The following is a 20020-nucleotide window of genomic DNA, read 5'->3' on the forward strand; positions in this document are numbered from 1 at the left end:
TTTGTTGGGCGCAATTTCTTCCAATACCGCTACCGCTGCTGGGCAACCCGTTGAGATGAAGCATCCGTCAGCGAGGGATAAAAAAAGGCCCCTGCAAGCAGGAGCCGTGCTTTTGGCGCTTAACCTAGCCGGTATTGCGCATCCCGGCGGCAACGCCGGCAATGGTGACCATCAGCGCCTGCTCAACGCGGGCGTCCGGGTGCTCCTGCTGGCGCGAACGGTGCAGCAGCTCAGCCTGCAGGACGTTCAACGGGTCGGTGTACACGTTACGCAGCGCAATGGATTCGGCGATCCACGGCAGGTCTTCCATCAGGTGCGCGTCATTGGCGATGGTCAGCACCACCTTGATGTCGCTTTCCAACTGATCGCGCAGCTGCTGGCCCAGTGGCCACAGCGATTTGTCCACCAGGCGTTGGTCGTAATATTCCGCCAGCCACAGGTCGGCCTTGGCGAACACCATTTCCAGCATCGCAATACGGGTGGAGAAGAACGGCCAGTCGCGGCACATGGCTTCCAGCTGATCCTGCTTGCCGGCTTTTACCGCTTCCTGCAAACCGGCACCGGCGCCCAGCCAGGCCGGTAACATCAGACGGTTCTGCGTCCAGGCGAAGATCCACGGAATGGCGCGCAGGCTCTCTACGCCGCCGTTTGGCTTGCGCTTGGCAGGGCGGGAGCCCAGCGGCAGTTTGCCCAGCTCCAGTTCCGGCGTGGCGGCGCGGAAATAAGGCACAAAATCCGGGTTTTCGCGCACGTAGCCACGGTACATTTTGCATGAGGTGTCTGACAGCTCATCCATCAGCGTACGCCACTCTTTTTTCGGCTCTGGCGGCGGCAGCAGGTTGGCTTCCAGGATGGCACCGGCATACAGCGCCAGGCTGCTGATGGTGACTTCCGGCAGACCGAATTTGAAGCGGATCATCTCGCCTTGCTCGGTCACGCGCAGGCCGCCTTTCAGGCTGCCCGGCGGTTGCGACAGCAGTGCCGCATGCGCAGGTGCGCCGCCGCGGCCAATCGAACCGCCACGGCCGTGGAACAGAGTCAGCGCTACGCCAGCCTTTTCGCAGGTTTTGATCAGTGCGTCTTGAGCGCGGTATTGCGCCCAGGAGGCGGCCATCACCCCGGCGTCTTTCGCCGAGTCGGAATAGCCGATCATCACCATCTGTTTGCCCTGGATAAAGCCGCGATACCAGTCAATATTCAGCAACTGGGTCATCACGTCGTCGGCGTTATTCAGGTCGTCGAGAGTTTCGAACAGCGGCGCGACCGGCAGCGGGAACGGACAACCGGCTTCTTTCAGCAGCAGGTGAACCGCCAGCACGTCCGAAGGCGTGCGCGCCATGGAGATCACGTAGGCGGCAATCGAGCCTTCTGGCGCCTCGGCGATCACCCGGCAGGTTTCCAGCACTTCCTGGGTGTCGGCGCTCGGTTCCCACTTCAACGGGACCAGCGGGCGTTTGGAATTCAGTTCACGGATCAGGAACGCCTGCTTGTCGGCTTCTGACCAGCTTTCGTAGTCGCCAAGGCCCAGATAGCGGGTCAGTTCGGCGATGGCTTCGGTGTGGCGCGTGCTTTCCTGGCGAACGTCGATGCGTACCAGTGGCACACCAAAGCAGCGCACGCGACGCAGGGTATCCAGCAATTGACCGTTGGCGATGATGCTCATGCCGCAGGCCTGCAGCGACTGGTAACAGGCGAACAGCGGTTCCCACAGCTGTTCGTTATTCACCAGCAGATCGTGCGGCTTCAGTACGCGCTCGCCTTTCAGGCGGCCTTCCAGATAAGCCTGAGAGCTCATCAACTGGCTGCGTAGCTGCTTCATTATTTCGCGGTACGGCTCTTGAACCTCGTCGCCACCGGCCCGTGCGCGCAGTTCCGGAGTACATTCGGTCATCGACAGTTCGGACACCAGCACCTGAATATCGCGGGTGAACAGATCGCAGGCTTTCCAGCGGCTCAGCAGCAGCACGTGGCGGGTGATCTCGGCCGTGACGTTCGGGTTGCCGTCGCGGTCACCGCCCATCCAGGATGTGAAACGCACCGGCACCGCTTCCGCCGGCAGGCTGTAATCGATGGAGTTTTCCAACTGTTCGTTGAATTCACGCAGGAAGGCAGGCACCCCTTCCCACAGGCTGTTTTCCACCACCGCAAAGCCCCACTTGGCTTCGTCAACCGGGGACGGACGGTGTTTGCGGATCTCGTCGGTATGCCACGATTGAGCCACCAACTGACGCAGGCGGCGCATGATCTTGTTGCGCTCGTAGTCGGCCAGATCGTTATGGTCGAGCTGGCTGAGGCAGGTGTTCACCTCTACCAGTTTGTGGATCAGGGTGCGGCGGGTGATTTCCGTCGGGTGCGCAGTCAGCACCAGCTCGATAGAAAGTTGAGACACCGCATTTTGCAGCTCTTTGGTGCTGAGCTTTTTGTCTTTCAGCCGGGTGAACAGTTGAGCCAGCGCTTCCGGGTTGCTGGCGGCTTCACCGTTGGGTGAAATGCTGTGGTACTGCTCGGCGGTATTGGTCAGATTGAGAAACTGACTGAAGGCGCGTGCGACCGGCAGCAACTCGTCGTTGGACAGGTTTTGCAAGGTGGAAAGCAGCTCCTGACGGTGCGCTTCATTGCCTGCACGTGAAGATTTGGAAAGCTTACGGATAGTTTCAACGCGATCGAGAATATGCTCGCCCAGCGCTTCTTTGATGGTATCGCCGAGCAATTTGCCGAGCATACTGACATTACTTCGCATTGCCGAATATTGTTCGTTCATATAACCCCTGACCCAGTTCTGTATTTACCCTTCATCTTTCAAGCCACAGCGGTGTTGGCTTCGCGCTCTCACCCCGTTCACTTGGTTGATCCAAGCTCCCGGGGATTCAAGCGTTCGCCGCCTAGCTGCAACTTGAAATCTATTGGGTAGATGATTTTTATCTTGTAAGTAAGTTTCACATGTCAGGCGAAGAGCGCCTGTTTTATCTCGCCACGTTCCTGTCCAATCGTCAATTGACACTATTTTTAGCAAAAAAACATCAAAATCGGCGCATTTTCTGAAATTTAATTACGGCACGCCGGTTATCAGTCTGGCTTATTTCATTGGTTTAATACGTATTTTGAGGTAGGGGAAATGATAAATCATAACCCCTACTTTGTATCAGGTTTATTGACGGCAGAAATGATCGACCAGTTGGCCCAGCAGTTTGCGCGTGGGTTCGATAAAACCGGTGTCGATGTATTCATCCGGCTGATGCGCCTGGTCGATAGAGCCGGGGCCCAGCACCAGGGTCGGACAGACCTGCTGGACGAACGGCGCCTCGGTGCAATAGTTGACCACCTGTGTACGGGTGCCCAGCAGTTTCTCAATCACCGCCACCATCTGATGATCGGTCGGACACTCGTAGCCCGGTACCGAGGCATGCAGTTCTTCAATGCTCAGGCGGCCCGGCCAGCGTTGGCTGATGGGTTCCAGCGTTTGGTGCATCAGTTCGTTGATATTGTCGAGCGTCATGCCCGGCAGCGGACGGATATCCAGATGCAGTTCACAGCAGGCGCAGATGCGGTTAGCGGCATCGCCGCCGCTGATATGGCCGAAGTTCATGGTGGGATAAGGCACGGCGAATGCCGGGTTGTTGTAGCGCTCCTGCAGCGTTTTACGCAGCTCCATCAAACGGCCGATGGTGTCATGCATCAGATCGATGGCGTTCACGCCGCGCGCCGGGTCGCTCGAATGGCCAGATTGGCCGACAATGCGAATGGCGTTGGCCATATGGCCTTTGTGCGCACGCACCGGCTGCAATGAGGTCGGTTCGCCGATAATCGCGAAGTCAGGGCGGATGCTGGTCGAGGCGGCGAAGTAACGTGCGCCGGCCATCGTCGTTTCTTCATCTGCGGTGGCCAAAATGTACAGCGGCTTGGTCAGCTGGCTGGCATCGATGTCACGCACCGCATCCAAAATAAAGGCAAAGAAGCCCTTCATGTCGGCGGTACCCAGTCCATACAGCTTATTGTCGTGCTCGGTCAGGGTGAAAGGATCGCGTGTCCAACGGCCTTCATCATAAGGCACGGTATCGGTGTGGCCCGCCAGCAGCAGGCCGCCACTGCCTTCGCCAATGCTTGCCAGCAGGTTGAATTTGTTGCGGCTGTCCGGCACCGGCTGCACGTCGACGCGGAAACCCAAATCGGCAAACCAGCCGGCCAGCAAGTTGATTAACGCTTCATTACTCTGATCGAGGGCACCATCGGTGGCGCTGATCGACGGAGTGGCGATCAACGCCCGGTACAGCTCAATAAATGGAGGTAATTTCATCTTCACTGTTGACAGCCTTTGGTTAGGTTGGTATCAATATTCATGCAGTTATTGTGAATAAAAATACAGTAAGCTGGAGCGTAAGGGAACCCGATTCCCGGATGATTATAAAAACATCAACGCTCGACCTCGTGGGTGAACGGCGAAACAACGCTGGTGAGCCTGGAAACCTGAGTCGAAAACGACCAAACGCAAGTCAAGAAGGTGAAAGGCCCCATGTTGAATACGCTGATTGTCGGTGCCAGCGGTTATGCCGGAGCGGAGCTCACGGCGTACCTTAATCGTCACCCACACATGAACATAACCGCTTTAGCGGTTTCAGCGCAAAGTGCAGATGCAGGAAAATTGCTTTCCGATTTGCACCCTCAGTTAAAAGGTATCGTCGATCTGCCGTTGCAACCACTGGTTGACGTTGCGAAAGCGGCTGAAGGTATCGACGTGGTGTTTTTGGCCACGGCGCATGAGGTCAGCCACGATATCGCGCCGGCATTCCTGGCCGCCGGTTGCGTGGTGTTCGATCTTTCCGGTGCATTCCGCGTAAAAGATACCGCTTTCTACAGCCAGTACTACGGTTTTGAACATCAGCATGCCGAGCTGCTGGAGCAGGCGGTATATGGCCTGGCGGAGTGGCAGAGCGACAAAATCAAACGGGCGCAGCTGATAGCCGTGCCAGGCTGTTACCCAACGGCAGCGCAGCTGGCACTGAAACCGCTGATCGACCAAGGTTTGCTGAACCTCGACCAGTGGCCGGTCATCAACGCCACCAGCGGCGTTAGCGGTGCGGGCCGCAAGGCCAGCGTCACCACCAGCTTCTGTGAAGTGAGCCTGCAGCCGTACGGAATTTTCAACCACCGTCATCATCCGGAAATCGTCGCGCATCTAGGGGCTCCGGTCATCTTTACGCCACATTTGGGTAACTTCCCGCGTGGTATTCTCGAAACCATCACCTGTCGCCTTAAAGCCGGCGTGACCGCGCAGGATGTGGCCGCCGTTTATCACGCTGCCTATGACGACAAACCGCTGGTGCGGCTGTACGACAAAGGCGTGCCGGCGCTGAAGTCAGTGGTTGGGTTGCCGTTTTGCGATATCGGCTTTGCCGTGCAGGGCGAACACCTGATTGCCGTGGCGGTGGAAGACAACCTGTTGAAAGGCGCAGCCGCCCAGGCGGTGCAATGCCTGAATATCCGTTTTGGGTTCCCGGAAACCCAGTCATTACTTTAATAAATCACCAGCGTGGGATGTAAACAGCGATGAACCCGTTAATTATCAAGTTAGGTGGCGTGTTATTAGACAGTGAAGAAGCGCTGGAGCGTTTGTTTACCGCGCTGGACAGCTACCGCCAGCAGCATCAGCGCCCACTGGTTATCGTCCACGGCGGCGGTTGCGTGGTGGACGAACTGATGAAGCAGCTTTCCCTGCCGGTGGTGAAGAAAAATGGGCTGCGGGTCACCCCGGCCGATCAGATCGACATTATCACCGGCGCACTGGCCGGTACGGCCAACAAAACTTTGCTGGCATGGGCGATCAAACACCAGATTAATGCCGTAGGCCTGAGCCTGGCGGACGGCGGCAGCGTCACCGTCACCCCGCTCGATCCGGCGCTTGGCCACGTAGGCAACGCGCAGCCGGGGTCGCCGGCGTTGCTCAATACCCTACTGGGTGCAGGCTACCTGCCGGTGATCAGCTCTATCGGTATTACCGCCGATGGGAAGTTAATGAATGTAAACGCCGATCAGGCGGCGACCGCGTTGGCCGCCACGCTGGGTGCGGATTTGATCCTGCTGTCGGATGTCAGTGGCATCCTCGACGGAAAAGGGCAGCGCATCGCAGAAATGACGGCGCAAAAAGCGGAACAACTGATTGCCCAGGGCATCATCACTGATGGTATGGTGGTGAAGGTGAATGCGGCGCTCGATGCGGCCCGCACCCTCGGTCGCCCGGTAGATATCGCCAGTTGGCGCCATGCCGATCAGCTTCCTGCACTGTTTAACGGCGTGTCGATTGGCACCCGGATCCTCGCTTAAATTTAGAATTAAAAAGGAAAAGACCATGCAAAACCAAGGCATCAAAAAAATCGTTCTGGCGTACTCTGGCGGCCTGGATACTTCGGCCATCATTCCCTGGCTGAAAGAAAACTACGGCGGCTGCGAAGTGGTGGCGTTCGTGGCAGATATCGGCCAGGAGCGCAGCGATCTGGAAGGCGTGGAGCAAAAAGCCCTGCAATCCGGTGCCTCTGAGTGTCACGTTGTTGATCTGCGTGAAGAATTCATCAGTGATTATGTTTACCCCGTGCTGCAAACCGGTGCCCTGTATGAAGGCAGCTACCTGCTGGGGACCTCAATGGCCCGTCCGATCATCGCCAAGGCGCAGGTTGAGCTGGCGCTGAAGGTCGGTGCTGACGCGCTGTGCCACGGCGCAACCGGTAAAGGTAACGACCAGGTGCGTTTCGAAACCACCTATACCGCACTGGCGCCGCACCTGAAAGTGGTAGCCCCTTGGCGCGAGTGGAACCTGCGTTCCCGTGAAGCGCTGCTGGACTACCTGAAAGAGCGCAACATCCCGACCACGGCGTCGCTGGAAAAAATCTACAGCCGTGACGAAAACGCCTGGCATATCTCTACCGAAGGCGGCGTGCTGGAAAGCCCGTGGAATGCACCGAATAAAGACTGCTGGGTCTGGACCGTCGATCCGCAGGAAGCTCCGGATCAGCCAGAGCAGGTGACTGTCACCGTCGAGAAAGGTCGGGTAGTGGCGGTAAACGGCGAAGCGTTGAGCCCGTACAAATGCCTGGAAACCCTGAACGTGCTGGGCGCCAAACATGGTGTGGGCCGTATCGATATCGTGGAAAACCGTTTGGTGGGTATCAAATCCCGCGGTTGCTACGAAACCCCGGGCGGCACCATCATGGTGGCGGCACTGCGTGGCGTTGAGCAGCTGGTTCTGGATCGCGATAGCTTCAAATGGCGTGAGCAGCTGGGCCTGGAAATGGCTTACGTAGTGTACGATGGCCGTTGGTTCGCGCCGCTGCGTCGTTCACTGCAAGCATCTGCTGAGGCACTGGCCGAAGAAGTGAACGGCGAAGTGGTGCTGCAGCTGTACAAAGGCCAGGTAACGGCAATTCAGAAGAAATCTGCCAATAGCCTGTACTCTGAAGAGTTCGCCACCTTTGGCGAAGACGAAGTTTACGATCACAGCCATGCCGGTGGCTTTATCCGCCTGTTCTCGCTCTCTTCACGCATCCGTGCGCTGAACGAGAAAAAGAACAAGTAACTTTATTGATTATTCGGCGTGACTTGATAAGGGCGCAGCGTGCTGCGCCCTTATTCGCATAAAATTCAGGAGTAAGGTATGGCACTTTGGGGCGGACGGTTCAGTCAGGCGGCAGATCAGCGGTTCAAGCAGTTAAATGATTCTTTGCGCTTCGATTATCGCCTGGCGGAACAGGACATCGTAGGGTCAGTGGCCTGGTCGAAAGCGCTGGTGACCGTCAACGTATTGACGGCGACCGAGCAGCAACAGCTGGAACAGGCGTTGAGCGTGCTGTTGGAAGAGGTACAGGCCGATCCGCAGGCGATTGTCAGCAGCGATGCGGAAGATATTCACAGCTGGGTGGAGCAAAAGCTGATCGACAAGGTCGGCGATCTCGGTAAAAAGCTGCACACCGGCCGTAGCCGTAACGATCAGGTCGCGACCGATCTGAAATTGTGGTGCAAACACCAAATTGGTGAACTGCATCAGGCCATCGTGCAACTGCAACAGGCGCTGGTGGAAACCGCCGAAGCCAACCAGGATGCGGTGATGCCGGGTTATACCCACCTGCAGCGTGCGCAGCCGGTGACCTTCGCGCACTGGTGTCTGGCCTATGTTGAAATGCTGGCGCGTGATGAAAGCCGCCTGCAGGATACGCTGAAACGCCTGGACGTCAGCCCGCTGGGCAGTGGCGCACTGGCCGGTACTGCGTACCCGATCGACCGTGAGCAATTGGCCGGTTGGCTGGGCTTTGCGTCGGCAACCCGTAATAGCCTGGACAGCGTTTCGGATCGTGACCACGTGCTGGAACTGTTGTCTAACGCCTCCATCAGCATGGTGCACCTGTCGCGCTTTGCCGAAGACCTGATCTTCTTCAACAGCGGTGAAGCGGCCTTTGTCGATCTGTCCGACCGCGTGACTTCCGGCTCCTCGCTGATGCCGCAGAAGAAAAACCCGGATGCGCTGGAGCTGATCCGCGGTAAATGCGGGCGTGTACAGGGTGCATTGACGGGCATGATGATGACGCTGAAAGGCCTGCCGCTGGCGTACAACAAAGATATGCAGGAAGACAAGGAAGGGCTGTTCGACGCGTTGGATACCTGGATGGACTGTCTGCAGATGGCGGCACTGGTGCTGGATGGCATCCAGGTGAAACGTCCGCGTTGTAAGGAAGCGGCAGAGCAGGGCTACGCCAACTCGACCGAACTGGCGGATTATCTGGTCGCCAAAGGCGTGCCATTCCGTGAGGCGCACCATATCGTCGGTGAGGCGGTCGTAGAGGCGATCCGCCAGGGTAAGGCGTTGGAAGCCCTGCCGTTGGCTGATTTGCAGAAATTCAGCGCGGTGATTGGCGACGACGTATACCCAATTCTGGCACTTCAATCATGTCTGGATAAACGTTCGGCCAAGGGCGGTGTTTCTCCTCAGCTGGTCGCCAGTGCGATCGCCGCAGCGAAACAGCGTTTGGCTTGAGTGGCGTAAGGGCAGCCCGGTGCTGCCCTTTATCGATTATCCCGCCAGCCGTGCGCAAAGATAGCGGTTCAGGCTGACGCCTTCCTCTATAGCGTTGATCGCCAGACGTCGATGTTGTTCCGGTGTCATACGCAATACCAGTTTGCCGCTGAAAACTCTCTCGGCCAGCGCCTGTGGCGGTGTTTCACCCTGTGCCAACAGGTCATTGATCACCTCGCTGACCAGTTTTTCAATACCTTCAAGCGCTGCGGTACGCGTTGCGGCCAGCCACGACAGGGAAGGGAATTCTGTGCAGAGGCCGACATATTCGTTGTCCTCTTCCGACCAGGTGATGCGATAAGTGTAATGCTCATGCTTTTCCATGTTCATCCTCCATTTTGACCAATGCGGCAATGACCTGTTTAACCTGATATACCTTTGCCGTGCCTCCATTTCCGCGTTGTATATTAATCCGGGGATCGCCTTGCCAGGGCATGCGGTAAACGTGATGACTGCCGCCGTTCAAACGCGGTGGGCCGAACCAGCGCGTACAAATTGTTACCAACTCAGTGAATCTGATGCTGTTCTGCCGTTGTTGCAGATCTTCAATGGCACTCCTGATTCCTTTCATGCATGCACCTTATTTTAGTATCATTATTGATATCATTTCAATGTGGCGACGTAAAAATGACCTGACATGCGCTGAGCGGCAAGCAGCAAGCGACAAGAGTGGAATTCGAAGCGTAAAAAAACCGGGCACGAAGGCCCGGTGGGGATAGATAGCAGGGGGAAGAACTACTCGCCCGGACAGCGTTGGCAGCGCTCCGCCTCGGCTTCGCCCAGTTTCAGTTTTGACTGCAAGTCACGCAGTGCGGTACGCAGGCCTTCTTCGATCACCGGGTGATAGAACGGCATGTCCAGCATCTGGTTGATGGTCATTTTCTGCTGATGTGCCCAGGCTAACAGGTGAGCAATGTGCTCGACGTCCGGCCCCATCATTTCTGCGCCGAGGAAACGCCCGGTACCTTGTTCGCCGTAGACGTGCAGGATGCCTTTATTACGCAGCATCACCCGTGAACGGCCCTGATTTTCGAATGACACTTCACCGATTTCGAAACAGCCGCAGGCGCTGAATTTTTCATTCAGCTCACGGAAGGTGGAACCGACCATGGCAATCTGCGGATCGGAAAATACCACCGAGATCGCACTGCGGCGCAGGCCCGGGGTCACTTCCGGGAAGCTCCCGGCGTTGGTTCCGGCAATGCGCGCCTGATCGCTGGCTTCGTGCAATAACGGCAGCTGGTTGCTGGCGTCACCGGCGATAAAGATATGCGGCACGTTGGTTTGCATCGTCAGGCGATCGGCCTGAGGCACGCCCCTGGCATCGAGCACCAGACGGGTGTTCTCAAGACCCAGATTATCGACGTTCGGTCGACGACCGGTGGCAGCCAGGACGTAATCCACCATGATCTCCTGCGGTAAGCCGTTCAGACCCTGATAGCGGATAAAGACCTTGTCGCCTTCGCGCTGCATCATGTCCACTTTCACATCGGCATCCAGATAGAACTCTTCGCCCAACGCTTTGGCGGCATAGTTGCGTACCGTACTGTCGGTTAGCGGCCCAACGGCACCACCAACGCCAAATAATTTGGTTTCGACGCCGAGGCGATGCAGCGCCTGACCCAACTCCAGGCCAATTACGCCGGGCCCGAACACGGCCACCGAGTCTGGCAAATCAGTCCAGTTGAACACGTCATCATTGACAATCAAGCGGTCGCCCAGCGCATTCCATGCTGCCGGCCAGCTTGGGCGGGACCCGGTGGCGATAACGATGCGTTGCGCCACAATGCGGGTGTGATCGTCCACCTGCAAAGTATTGTCGTCGATGAAACGGGCGTAACCCTGAATTTTGTCGGTGGCCGGGATTTCGTCGACACCTTCCAGCACGAAGCCGACGAAACGGTCGCGCTCGCGTTTAACACGGTCCATGACTTCACGGCCGTTAATGGTAGTTTTTCCAGCGGGATACACGCCAAAACCCGGTGCCCGCTCGATTTGATGCACCGCCTCGGCGGCGGCAATCAGCAATTTTGATGGCATGCAGCCAACGCGGGCACAGGTGGTGCCATAAGCCCCGCCTTCGATCATCACCACGCTTGGGGTGGCAAGCTTGGCGGCGCGATAGGCGCCCAGACCGGCGGTGCCGCCGCCGATGACCGCGACGTCAACATTCAACTGTTTCATATCCGCTCCTGAAAGCTAAAAAAAGGGCGGGCCGAAGCCCGCCAAAAGTTCACGTTGGCTTTGTTATTACTTATAAATCAGGCTGACAGGAAGGTTTCCAGGTCATCGCTGCCGCCGATATGACGGCCGCCGATGAAGACCTGAGGTACGGTTGCGCGGCCGGTGACGGCGCGCAGGCTGACGGTGGTGGCGTCCTGACCCAGTACGATCTCTTCATACTGGATGCCACGTTCCTGCAGCATTTGTTTGGCTTTGGCGCAGAATGGGCAGCCCGGTTTGGTGAACAGGGAAACCGACTCCTGTACTTTGAATTCCGGCGCCAGGTATTTCAGCATGGTGTCGGCGTCAGACACTTCAAACGGGTCGCCCGGCTTGTTAGGTTCGACGAACATTTTTTCCACCACGCCGTTGCGCACCAGCATGGAATAACGCCATGAGCGCGGGCCAAAACCCAGATCCGCTTTCTCGACCAGCATGTCCATGCCTTTGGTGAACTCGCCGTTGCCGTCTGGAATGAAGGTGATGTTCTCTGCGTGCTGATCGGCCTTCCAGGCGTTCATAACGAAGGTGTCGTTCACTGAAACGCACAGAATGCTGTCAACGCCGTGCTGTTTGAATACGCTGGACAGTTCGTTGTAGCGCGGCAGATGGCTGGAAGAACAGGTTGGGGTAAACGCGCCCGGCAGTGAAAACACGATGACGGTTTTGTCTTTGAACAGGTCGTCGGTGGTGACGTCAATCCATTGGTCGCCCTGACGGGTGTGGAAGGTAACCTGAGGGACTTTTTTGCCTTCTTGACTGGTAAACATGAATTAACCCCTTAATTAGGAAAAATAATTTTTAGCTGTTAGCGCGGTATCGCTTCGTTGGGTGACATTATTGACGTCGGGGCTTGATAGATCTAATCGCTCATTGCTATCTTATCTATCGCCATGAGCTATCGTGGTCTGGAGGGAAACAATGAATATTCGTGATTTAGAGTACCTGGTCGCTTTGGCCGAGCACCGGCATTTCCGCCGTGCCGCCGATTCTTGCCATGTTAGCCAACCCACGCTGAGTGGGCAGATCCGTAAGCTGGAAGACGAACTGGGTGTGATGCTGCTCGAACGTACCAGTCGCAAGGTGTTATTCACCCAGGCGGGCCTGTTGCTGGTGGAACAGGCGCGTACCGTGCTGCGCGAAGTCAAAGTTCTGAAAGAGATGGCCAGCCAGCAAGGTGAAGCCATGTCGGGGCCGCTGCATATCGGCCTGATCCCCACCGTCGGGCCTTATCTGCTGCCGCAGATCATACCTACGCTGCATAAAACCTTTCCCAAGCTGGAAATGTACCTGCATGAAGCGCAAACCCAACAGCTGCTGGCGCAGCTCGACAGCGGTAAACTTGACTGCGCCATTCTGGCGCTGGTGAAAGAAACCGAAGCCTTTATTGAAGTGCCGCTGTTTGACGAACCGATGAAGCTGGCGGTGTATTCCGATCATCCATGGTCGCAGCGTGACCGCGTGGCGATGCCGGATCTGGCCGGTGAAAAGTTGTTGATGCTGGAAGATGGCCACTGTCTGCGCGATCAGGCGATGGGCTTTTGTTTCCAGGCCGGGGCTGACGAAGATACTCATTTCCGGGCGACCAGCCTGGAAACGCTGCGTAATATGGTTGCGGCGGGCAGTGGGATCACTTTGCTGCCGTCACTGGCGGTACCGCCGCAGCGTGAGCGCGACGGCGTGTGTTACCTGGACTGTTTCAAACCTGAACCCAAGCGCACCATTGCGCTGGTGTACCGCCCCGGCTCCCCATTGCGCAGTCGTTATGAGCAATTGGCCGAGGCGATCCGCGAGCACATGCAAAGCTACATGGGCACCACGTTAAAACAGGCGGTTTAAGCCGTTCAGCGCTGCCACCCGGTAGGCTTCGGCCATGGTCGGATAGTTGAAGGTCGTATTAACGAAGTATTCGATAGTATTGCCTTCACCTTTCTGTTCCATGATCGCCTGGCCGATGTGGATGATCTCTGCCGCACGCTCGCCGAAGCAGTGGATCCCAAGGATCTGCAGGGTGTCGCGATGGAACAGGATTTTCAGGCTGCCGACGTTCATGCCGGCAATCTGCGCGCGGGCCAGATGCTTGAACTGTGCACGACCCACTTCATACGGCACTTTCATCGCCGTCAATTCCTGCTCGGTTTTACCGACGGAGCTGATTTCCGGAATGGTGTAGATACCGGTCGGGATATCTTCAATCAAATGTCCGCTGGCTTCGCCGGAGGAAATCGCCTGTGCGGCAATGCGGCCCTGATCGTAGGCGGCAGATGCCAGACTCGGGTAGCCAATCACGTCACCCACGGCATAAATGTGCGGCAGCGCGGTCTGGTACATGCTGTTCACTTTCAGCAGGCCACGGCTGTCTGACTCCAGACCGACGTTCTCCAGCCCCAGCGAGTCGGTATTACCGGTGCGGCCGTTGGCGTACAGCAGGCAATCTGCCTTCACTTTCTTGCCGGATTTCAGGTGAACAATCACGCCGTCTTCGGTGCCTTCGATCTTCTCGAACTCTTCGTTGTGGCGGATCACCACGCCGTTGTTCCAGAAGTGATATGACAGCGAGTCCGACATTTCCTGATCGAGGAACGCCAGCAGACGATCGCGGGTGTTGATCAGATCCACCTTCACGTTCAAACCGCGGAAGATAGATGCATATTCACAGCCGATCACCCCGGCGCCATAGATGATGACGTGACGCGGTTCGTGGTTCAGTTCGAGAATGGAATCACTGTTATAAATACGCGGATGGTTAAAATCGACGCTCGACGGGTTGTACGGGCGTGAGCCGCAGGCAATAACGATGTGATCGGCGCGGATGGTGTCCTGGGTGCCGTCCATATAGCTGACGCTAACGGTGTTGGCGTCGATAAAGCGCGCATCGCCGGCAAACAGCTTGCACTGGTTGCGCTCATAGAATCCCTGACGCATCCGGGTTTGCTGATTTATGACGTTATCGGCGTGGCGTAAAATGTCAGGGAATGTCGCGCTGAGCGTGCGTGAATTGTTATAAAGCGGGTTCTGGTTGAATTCGATAATGCGGCTAACGGCGTGGCGGAGGGCTTTGGATGGGATGGTGCCCCAATGGGTACATCCACCGCCTACGTTATTGTACCGTTCTATCACGGCCACGCGGGCGCCCTGCTTCACCAACCCCATAGCGGCACCTTCACCACCTGGGCCCGAGCCAATGACTATGGCATCAAATTGATAGTGCTGTTGCATAGGGGAGAGACCTGTCTTATACAAAATTACAACGGTATCTTAACATCATAGCGCTGAGTGCCCAATCACCATTAGGCTTTTTGAGGCAAAGCACAAATGGTGCAGGCTGAAACTGTGACAGGGCGCGTTTGTATAAATGCTGTTGCAATAAAATTTGCTATATTGCCGGGTCTACGGCGTTAGACTGAGAAAATGGATCTTATCTGGATATGCATATGGGCGTCAGAGCACAACAAAAAGAACGGACTCGTCGTTCCCTCATCGAAGCGGCCTTCAGCCAACTGAGCGCTGAACGCAGCTTTGCCAGTCTGAGCCTGCGCGAGGTCTCGCGTGAAGCGGGCATCGCGCCGACGTCATTTTATCGCCACTTCCGTGATGTGGACGAGCTGGGGTTAACCATGGTGGATGAGAGCGGCCTGATGCTGCGTCAACTGATGCGGCAGGCGCGGCAGCGTATCGCCAAGGGGGGCAGCGTGATCCGCACCTCGGTCTCCACCTTTATGGAGTTTATCGGCAATAATCCCAACGCTTTCCGCCTGCTGTTGCGTGAACGCTCCGGGACCTCGGCGGCCTTTCGTGCGGCGGTGGCGCGTGAGATCCAACATTTTATCGCCGAACTGGCGGATTACCTCGAACTGGAAAACCATATGCCGCGCAGTTTCACCGAAGCGCAGGCGGAAGCTATGGTCACCATCGTTTTCAGCGCCGGTGCTGAAGCGCTGGATATCGACATCGATCAACGGCGTCGGCTTGAGGAGCGCTTAGTGTTGCAACTGCGGATGATTTCCAAAGGCGCTTATTATTGGTATCGCCGCGAACAAGAAAAAACTTCTGTATCCCACGTATAAAAAGGTAGAAAGCGATGGAAAAACCAGGCCGTGAGAATGGCACCTTACTGCTGGCGTTGATTGCCGGCCTTTCAATCAACGGTTCGTTCGCCGCGCTGTTCAGCTCGGTGGTGCCGTTTTCGATTTTCCCGATTATTGCTTTGGTGTTGGCGGTGTATTGCCTGCATCAACGGTATCTGCACCGCGCGATGCCGGATGGCATACCTAAGCTGGCGGCGGCGACCTTCCTGCTTGGGGTGCTGCTGTACAGTGCGATAGTGCGTGCCGAATACCCGCAGATCGGCTCTAACTTCCTGCCGGCGATTATTTCCGTGGCGCTGGTGTTCTGGATTGGCATGAAGCTGAAGGCGCGCAAGGCGCTGGATGAGAATACCCCGGCGTAAGGGGAAAACCAGGGGCGCAGCAAGCGCGGCGCCCCTGTGAGATTAAACGCGTTTTTCCAACAGTACGCCGCATTCCATGTGATGGGTATACGGGAACTGATCGAACAATGCCAGACGGCTGATTTGATGAGTTTCCTGCAACGTCTCCAGATTGGCGCACAGCGTTTCCGGGTTGCATGAGATATACAAAATTCGCGGATAAGCCTGCACCATTTTTACCGTTTCATCATCCAGTCCGCTGCGCGGCGGATCGACAAAAATGGTTTCGCAGTTATAGCTGCTCAGATCGATACCCTTCAAACGATTAAACTCGCGTACTCCGTTCATCGCCTGGGTAAAGTCTTCCGCCGCCATACGGATAATCTGTACGTTGTCGATATGATTGGCGGCAATGTTGTACTGCGCCGCGGCAACGGAAGGCTTGGCGATTTCAGTGGCCAGCACCCGCTCGAAGTTACGCGCCAGCGCCAGGGAGAAGTTGCCGTTGCCGCAATACAGCTCCAGCAGATCGCCTTTAGAGCCGGCGGTCACGTCCAGCGCCCATTCCAGCATCTGTATGTTCATCGCCGCATTCGGCTGGGTGAAGCTGTTTTCCACCTGACGGTAAATCATGTCGCGGCCGGCGACCGGCAGGACTTCATCGACGTAATCCTGATCCAGCATGATTTTCATCTTCGACGCACGACCAATCAACTGCAGGTCAAAGCCCTGGGCGCGGAGATCATCCCGCAGCTTTTCTGCCTGCTGCTGCCAGGCGTCGTCCAGCTTACGGTGATACAGCAGCGAGGCGATGATTTTGCCGCTGCGGGTCGACAGGTAATCAATCTGGAACAGCTTGCGGCGCAAAATAGGATCCGGCTTGATGGCGGCGATCAGTGCGCTCATCAGGCGGTTAATCAATTCGCTGGCGGCAGGAAACTGCTCGACGCGGATGCGTTGCTTGGTCTGCTGGTCAAACATGATGTGGTACATCTCGTCTTCATCATGCCAGATGCGGAATTCTGCGCGCATGCGGTAGTGTTCGACTTGCGAGCGGAACACTTCCGGCTCGGGTGCCGTGAACGGTGACATCAGCGTCTTCAGCCGGGCAGTTTTTTCCGCCAGTTGGTCATCGTAACGTTCAATAGGCAAATTCTCGGGCGTCATGTTTCTTCTCGTCAGGCAAATTTGATCAGCGGGGATTGTAGGGAATCAGTCCGTGAAGTCCAGTTTTGTCGTGTTTATTATTTGTAACATTGATAGCAGTCTAGACATCTATTTACATTGATCGTAGCATTGTCGTCCGGCCTCAAGCAGTGAGTGAAAAGGGAATCCGGTGTGAATCCGGAGCTGACGCGCAGCGGTAAGGGGAAGTCACGGCGATAGCGTTTTACGCAGACACTGTCCATTGCAGGACGGGAAGTCATCGCCCGGTGCTGGTAGCTAAGAGGCCGCCCGCAACTCCCAAGCCCGAAGACCTGCCGGTGTTACGTCGCAATGTCCGTGGCCGTCGCGAAATACCGGCCATGATCCTGCGGCATCCGCCAATTAAGTTTGGATGCTTTTTCATGACAATTACAAAAAATACGCTGCTGGCGGTGGTTTCTTCCGTCACGGCTTTTTCTGGCTGGGCGCAAGACAACACCACAGCGAATAACAGCGAAAATCTGGTGGTTTCCGCCAACCGCTTCCCGCAGCCGGTTTCTTCCGTGCTGGCACCCACTTCCGTCGTCACCCGTGATGAAATCGACCGCTGGCAGGCAAAAAGCCTGACCGATGTGATGCGCCGTCTGCCGGGTGTAGACGTTGGACAGAACGGTGGCCTGGGGCAAAAAAGCTCGCTGTTCATTCGCGGCACCAATTCCAGTCATGTGCTGGTGCTGATCGACGGTATCCGTCTTAATCAGGCCGGTATCAGCGGCTCTTCCGATCTCAGCCAGATCCCGATTTCGCTGGTGCAGAAAGTTGAATATATTCGTGGCCCACGTTCGGCGGTTTATGGCTCCGATGCCATCGGCGGCGTGGTTAACATTATTACCACCCGCGAAAAGAACGGCACTACGCTTTCCGCCGGTGTGGGGTCTAACGGTTACCAGGCCTATGACGCGTCTACTCAACAACAGCTGGGCGACAGCACGGTTGCCACGGTCGCCGGTAACTACACCTATACCAAAGGTTATGATGTGGTGGCCTACGGCAGCACCGGCATGCAAAGCCAGCAGGATCGCGACGGCTTTATGAGCAAGTCGTTGTACGGCGCTGTTGATCATCAGTTCAACGAGGCTATCAGCGGTTTTGTTCGTGGTTACGGTTACGACAACCGCACGGCTTACGACGCGTATTACTCTTCGCCTACCAGCGCGCTGGTCGATACCCGCAAACTCTATAGTCAAACCTGGGATACCGGCCTGCGTTATAAGGAAGGCATCTACGCGACGCAGTTGATTGGCAGCTATAGCCACAGCAAGGATTATGATTACGATCCTCGTCGCGGCATGTATGACAGCTCAGCCAGCCTGGTGGACTCCGAGCAGTACAACCTGCAATGGGGAAATACTCTTCAGGTAGGTCAGGGTACGGTCAGTTCGGGGATTGACTGGCAGCATCAGCAAATCAAGCCAGACTCCACCACGGTTAACGGTGAAAAAACCCAACGCAACGCCGGTGTTTATCTGACTGCGCAGCAGTTGGTCGGGCCGGTCACTCTGGAAGGAGCGGTTCGCGGCGACGATCATTCCGAATTTGGCTGGCATGGCACTTGGCAAACCAGTGCGGGCTGGGAGTTTATAGAAGGTTACCGTTTCATCGCTTCCTACGGCACGGCATTCAAAGCCCCTAATATGGGTCAGCTGTATGGCAACTTCGGCAATAATACCGATCTAAAACCGGAAGAAAGCAAACAGTGGGAAGGGGGCTTTGAAGGTTTGACCGGGCCGGTAACCTGGCGCGTGTCCGGCTACCGCAACGATATTGATAACCTGATTGATTCCACCGGCGAGACCAACTACGTCTATTACAATGTTGGCAAGGCCACAATTAAAGGTATTGAAGCTACAGCTTCATTCGACACGGGTCCGTTAACCCATCACATTGGTTACGACTATGTCGATCCGCGTAATGCCAAAACCAATGAAGTGCTGCTGCGCCGTGCCAAACAGCAGGTGAAGTATGAGCTGGATTGGCAGGTCTATGATTTTGACTGGGCAATGACCTATCAATACCTGGGTGAGCGTTATGATAAAGACTACAGCACCTATCCAGAGCAAAGCGTCAAACTTGGCGGTGTCAGCCTGTGGGATCTCGCAGTTTCGTATCCGGTCACATCTCATCTGACAGTTCGTGGTAGAATCGCCAACCTGTTTGATAAAGATTATGAGACGGCTTATGGCTACGCTACTCCAGGAAGAGAATACTACCTCACTGGAAGCTATACCTTCTAACACCCCTGCTACGGCCCGTCCGACGGTGCTGGTATTTGATTCCGGCGTCGGCGGGTTATCGGTGTATCAAGAGGTTCGGCAACTGCTGCCGGACCTCCACTATATATACGCCTTCGATAATGTGGCGTTTCCCTACGGCGAGAAATCCGAAGAGTTTATTGTTGAGCGCGTGCTGGAGATTGTCAGCGCGGTGCAGCAACGGCATCCTCTGGCGATAGTCATCATCGCTTGTAACACGGCCAGTACGGTCTCCCTGCCGGCCCTGCGTGAACGCTTTACCTTCCCGGTTGTCGGTGTGGTGCCTGCCATCAAGCCTGCTGCCCGCCTGACCGCCAATGGTGTGGTGGGCCTGCTGGCTACCCGCGGTACCGTACAGCGTACTTATACCCATGAGCTGATCGCCCGTTTCGCTACCGATTGCAAGATCGAGCTGCTTGGCTCCTCTGAGCTGGTGGAACTGGCAGAAGCCAAGCTGCATGGTGAAGCCGTACCGCTGCCGGCGCTGAAGAAAATTCTCCATCCATGGCTGAGCATGCGCGAGCCACCGGATACCGTGGTACTCGGTTGCACCCATTTCCCTTTATTAGCAGAAGAGCTAATGCAGGTGTTGCCTGAGGGAACTCGACTGATCGATTCCGGCGCGGCGATTGCCCGTCGTACCGCATGGCTGATTTCGACGCAGGAAAATCTGGTGTCAACGCAGGAAGAGAATCTGGCGTATTGCATGGCGTTAAATGAAGATACTGACGCTTTATTGCCCGTTCTACAGGGATATGGCTTTAAATCGTTGAAAAAACTGCCTCTTTAAGGCTGTTTTGGTTAAATGTTCAACGGTCGGAAAAAATATTGAAATTAGGGGTTGCGGCCTTCTGA

17 protein-coding genes and 1 riboswitch are annotated in these 20020 nt (G+C 56.1%); of the genes, 9 read left to right on the plus strand and 8 right to left on the minus strand.

Annotated features, from left to right (window positions below):
• Positions 1-124: 124 nt before the first annotated feature.
• Positions 125-2761, minus strand: a complete 2637-nt coding sequence (gene ppc / locus ACMGG1_RS24795; RefSeq protein WP_046374890.1) for a phosphoenolpyruvate carboxylase — start codon at positions 2759-2761, stop codon at positions 125-127.
• A 387-nt stretch (positions 2762-3148) separates the two neighbouring features.
• Positions 3149-4294: an acetylornithine deacetylase gene (argE, locus tag ACMGG1_RS24800; protein WP_164171170.1), complete on the minus strand. Its 1146-nt coding sequence runs from the start codon at positions 4292-4294 to the stop codon at positions 3149-3151.
• A gap of 216 nt (positions 4295-4510) precedes the next feature.
• Between argE and argC the strand changes: the two genes are divergently transcribed.
• From argC to argH, 4 genes are all read left to right on the plus strand, one after another.
• Positions 4511-5515, plus strand: coding sequence for an N-acetyl-gamma-glutamyl-phosphate reductase (gene argC, locus ACMGG1_RS24805; protein WP_128865474.1), 1005 nt, complete (start codon positions 4511-4513; stop codon positions 5513-5515).
• A 29-nt stretch (positions 5516-5544) separates the two neighbouring features.
• On the plus strand, positions 5545-6318 hold the full coding sequence (gene argB, locus ACMGG1_RS24810; protein ID WP_020837527.1) for an acetylglutamate kinase: 774 nt from the start codon (positions 5545-5547) through the stop codon (positions 6316-6318).
• A gap of 25 nt (positions 6319-6343) precedes the next feature.
• On the plus strand, positions 6344-7564 hold the full coding sequence (locus tag ACMGG1_RS24815) for an argininosuccinate synthase (RefSeq protein WP_020837526.1): 1221 nt from the start codon (positions 6344-6346) through the stop codon (positions 7562-7564).
• 78 nt (positions 7565-7642) lie between these two features.
• Positions 7643-9016, plus strand: coding sequence for an argininosuccinate lyase (gene argH / locus ACMGG1_RS24820; RefSeq protein ID WP_414161087.1), 1374 nt, complete (start codon positions 7643-7645; stop codon positions 9014-9016).
• 36 nt (positions 9017-9052) lie between these two features.
• Here argH and ACMGG1_RS24825 read toward each other — a convergent pair whose 3' ends face one another.
• From ACMGG1_RS24825 to ACMGG1_RS24840, 4 genes are all read right to left on the minus strand, one after another.
• Complete coding sequence (locus ACMGG1_RS24825; RefSeq protein WP_020837523.1) at positions 9053-9379, minus strand: type II toxin-antitoxin system HicB family antitoxin; 327 nt, start codon at positions 9377-9379, stop codon at positions 9053-9055.
• A complete protein-coding gene (locus ACMGG1_RS24830; protein WP_122080447.1) occupies positions 9366-9626 on the minus strand; it encodes a toxin HicA in 261 nt (86 codons plus the stop codon). The genes ACMGG1_RS24825 and ACMGG1_RS24830 overlap by 14 nt, the downstream gene beginning before the upstream one ends.
• Positions 9627-9790: 164 nt before the next feature.
• Positions 9791-11239, minus strand: a complete 1449-nt coding sequence (locus ACMGG1_RS24835; RefSeq protein ID WP_201895906.1) for a dihydrolipoyl dehydrogenase — start codon at positions 11237-11239, stop codon at positions 9791-9793.
• Positions 11240-11316: 77 nt separating this feature from the next.
• The gene (locus tag ACMGG1_RS24840) at positions 11317-12048 is read right to left on the minus strand and encodes a glutathione peroxidase (RefSeq protein WP_044554933.1); all 732 of its coding nucleotides are present in this window, start codon (positions 12046-12048) and stop codon (positions 11317-11319) included.
• 151 nt (positions 12049-12199) lie between these two features.
• Here ACMGG1_RS24840 and oxyR point away from each other — a divergent pair, with 151 nt between their 5' ends.
• Entirely contained in the window at positions 12200-13117 is a 918-nt protein-coding gene (gene oxyR, locus ACMGG1_RS24845; protein WP_020837516.1) for a DNA-binding transcriptional regulator OxyR, read from the plus strand.
• On the opposite strand, the gene sthA is transcribed toward oxyR, so the two are convergent.
• Complete coding sequence (gene sthA, locus ACMGG1_RS24850) at positions 13100-14497, minus strand: Si-specific NAD(P)(+) transhydrogenase (RefSeq protein WP_020837515.1); 1398 nt, start codon at positions 14495-14497, stop codon at positions 13100-13102. The genes oxyR and sthA overlap by 18 nt on opposite strands.
• 215 nt (positions 14498-14712) lie before the next feature.
• Here sthA and fabR point away from each other — a divergent pair, with 215 nt between their 5' ends.
• Both fabR and ACMGG1_RS24860 read left to right on the plus strand, forming a co-directional pair.
• The gene (gene fabR / locus ACMGG1_RS24855; RefSeq protein WP_020837514.1) at positions 14713-15345 is read left to right on the plus strand and encodes an HTH-type transcriptional repressor FabR; all 633 of its coding nucleotides are present in this window, start codon (positions 14713-14715) and stop codon (positions 15343-15345) included.
• Positions 15346-15359: 14 nt separating this feature from the next.
• Positions 15360-15728 carry a YijD family membrane protein gene (locus ACMGG1_RS24860; RefSeq protein WP_020837513.1) on the plus strand — a complete coding sequence of 123 codons (369 nt, stop codon included), beginning with the start codon at positions 15360-15362 and terminating at the stop codon, positions 15726-15728.
• A 42-nt stretch (positions 15729-15770) separates the two neighbouring features.
• On the opposite strand, the gene trmA is transcribed toward ACMGG1_RS24860, so the two are convergent.
• Positions 15771-16874 (minus strand): tRNA (uridine(54)-C5)-methyltransferase TrmA, encoded by a 1104-nt coding sequence (gene trmA / locus ACMGG1_RS24865; protein ID WP_020837512.1) that lies wholly within the window; start codon positions 16872-16874, stop codon positions 15771-15773.
• Between the two features lie 120 nt (positions 16875-16994).
• Positions 16995-17208, plus strand: a riboswitch (cobalamin riboswitch).
• A gap of 67 nt (positions 17209-17275) precedes the next feature.
• On the opposite strand from trmA, the gene btuB reads away from it, so the two are divergent.
• Positions 17276-19147, plus strand: a complete 1872-nt coding sequence (btuB, locus tag ACMGG1_RS24870; RefSeq protein ID WP_142816221.1) for a TonB-dependent vitamin B12 receptor BtuB — start codon at positions 17276-17278, stop codon at positions 19145-19147.
• Positions 19092-19955 (plus strand): glutamate racemase, encoded by an 864-nt coding sequence (murI, locus tag ACMGG1_RS24875; protein WP_044554936.1) that lies wholly within the window; start codon positions 19092-19094, stop codon positions 19953-19955. Before btuB ends, murI begins: the two co-directional genes overlap by 56 nt.
• The last annotated feature ends 65 nt before the right edge of the window (positions 19956-20020 follow it).

The sequence above is a fragment of the Serratia sp. BNK-12 genome (assembly GCF_047456085.1).
Taxonomy (GTDB): Bacteria; Pseudomonadota; Gammaproteobacteria; order Enterobacterales; family Enterobacteriaceae; genus Serratia; species Serratia liquefaciens.

Excerpts from the sequence above, each read along its gene's own strand:
- ACMGG1_RS24825 (WP_020837523.1), bottom strand. The coding sequence starts at position 9,379 with ATGGAAAAGCATGAGCATTACACTTATCGCATCACCTGGTCGGAAGAG.
- ACMGG1_RS24840 (WP_044554933.1), bottom strand. The coding sequence starts at position 12,048 with ATGTTTACCAGTCAAGAAGGCAAAAAAGTCCCTCAGGTTACCTTCCAC.
- argH (WP_414161087.1), top strand. The coding sequence starts at position 7,643 with ATGGCACTTTGGGGCGGACGGTTCAGTCAGGCGGCAGATCAGCGGTTC.
- argB (WP_020837527.1), top strand. The coding sequence starts at position 5,545 with ATGAACCCGTTAATTATCAAGTTAGGTGGCGTGTTATTAGACAGTGAA.
- sthA (WP_020837515.1), bottom strand. The coding sequence starts at position 14,497 with ATGCAACAGCACTATCAATTTGATGCCATAGTCATTGGCTCGGGCCCA.
- argE (WP_164171170.1), bottom strand. The coding sequence starts at position 4,294 with ATGAAATTACCTCCATTTATTGAGCTGTACCGGGCGTTGATCGCCACT.
- btuB (WP_142816221.1), top strand. The coding sequence starts at position 17,276 with ATGACAATTACAAAAAATACGCTGCTGGCGGTGGTTTCTTCCGTCACG.
- ACMGG1_RS24830 (WP_122080447.1), bottom strand. The coding sequence starts at position 9,626 with ATGAAAGGAATCAGGAGTGCCATTGAAGATCTGCAACAACGGCAGAAC.
- murI (WP_044554936.1), top strand. The coding sequence starts at position 19,092 with ATGGCTACGCTACTCCAGGAAGAGAATACTACCTCACTGGAAGCTATA.
- ACMGG1_RS24835 (WP_201895906.1), bottom strand. The coding sequence starts at position 11,239 with ATGAAACAGTTGAATGTTGACGTCGCGGTCATCGGCGGCGGCACCGCC.
- ACMGG1_RS24815 (WP_020837526.1), top strand. The coding sequence starts at position 6,344 with ATGCAAAACCAAGGCATCAAAAAAATCGTTCTGGCGTACTCTGGCGGC.
- argC (WP_128865474.1), top strand. The coding sequence starts at position 4,511 with ATGTTGAATACGCTGATTGTCGGTGCCAGCGGTTATGCCGGAGCGGAG.
- oxyR (WP_020837516.1), top strand. The coding sequence starts at position 12,200 with ATGAATATTCGTGATTTAGAGTACCTGGTCGCTTTGGCCGAGCACCGG.
- ppc (WP_046374890.1), bottom strand. The coding sequence starts at position 2,761 with ATGAACGAACAATATTCGGCAATGCGAAGTAATGTCAGTATGCTCGGC.
- trmA (WP_020837512.1), bottom strand. The coding sequence starts at position 16,874 with ATGACGCCCGAGAATTTGCCTATTGAACGTTACGATGACCAACTGGCG.
- ACMGG1_RS24860 (WP_020837513.1), top strand. The coding sequence starts at position 15,360 with ATGGAAAAACCAGGCCGTGAGAATGGCACCTTACTGCTGGCGTTGATT.
- fabR (WP_020837514.1), top strand. The coding sequence starts at position 14,713 with ATGGGCGTCAGAGCACAACAAAAAGAACGGACTCGTCGTTCCCTCATC.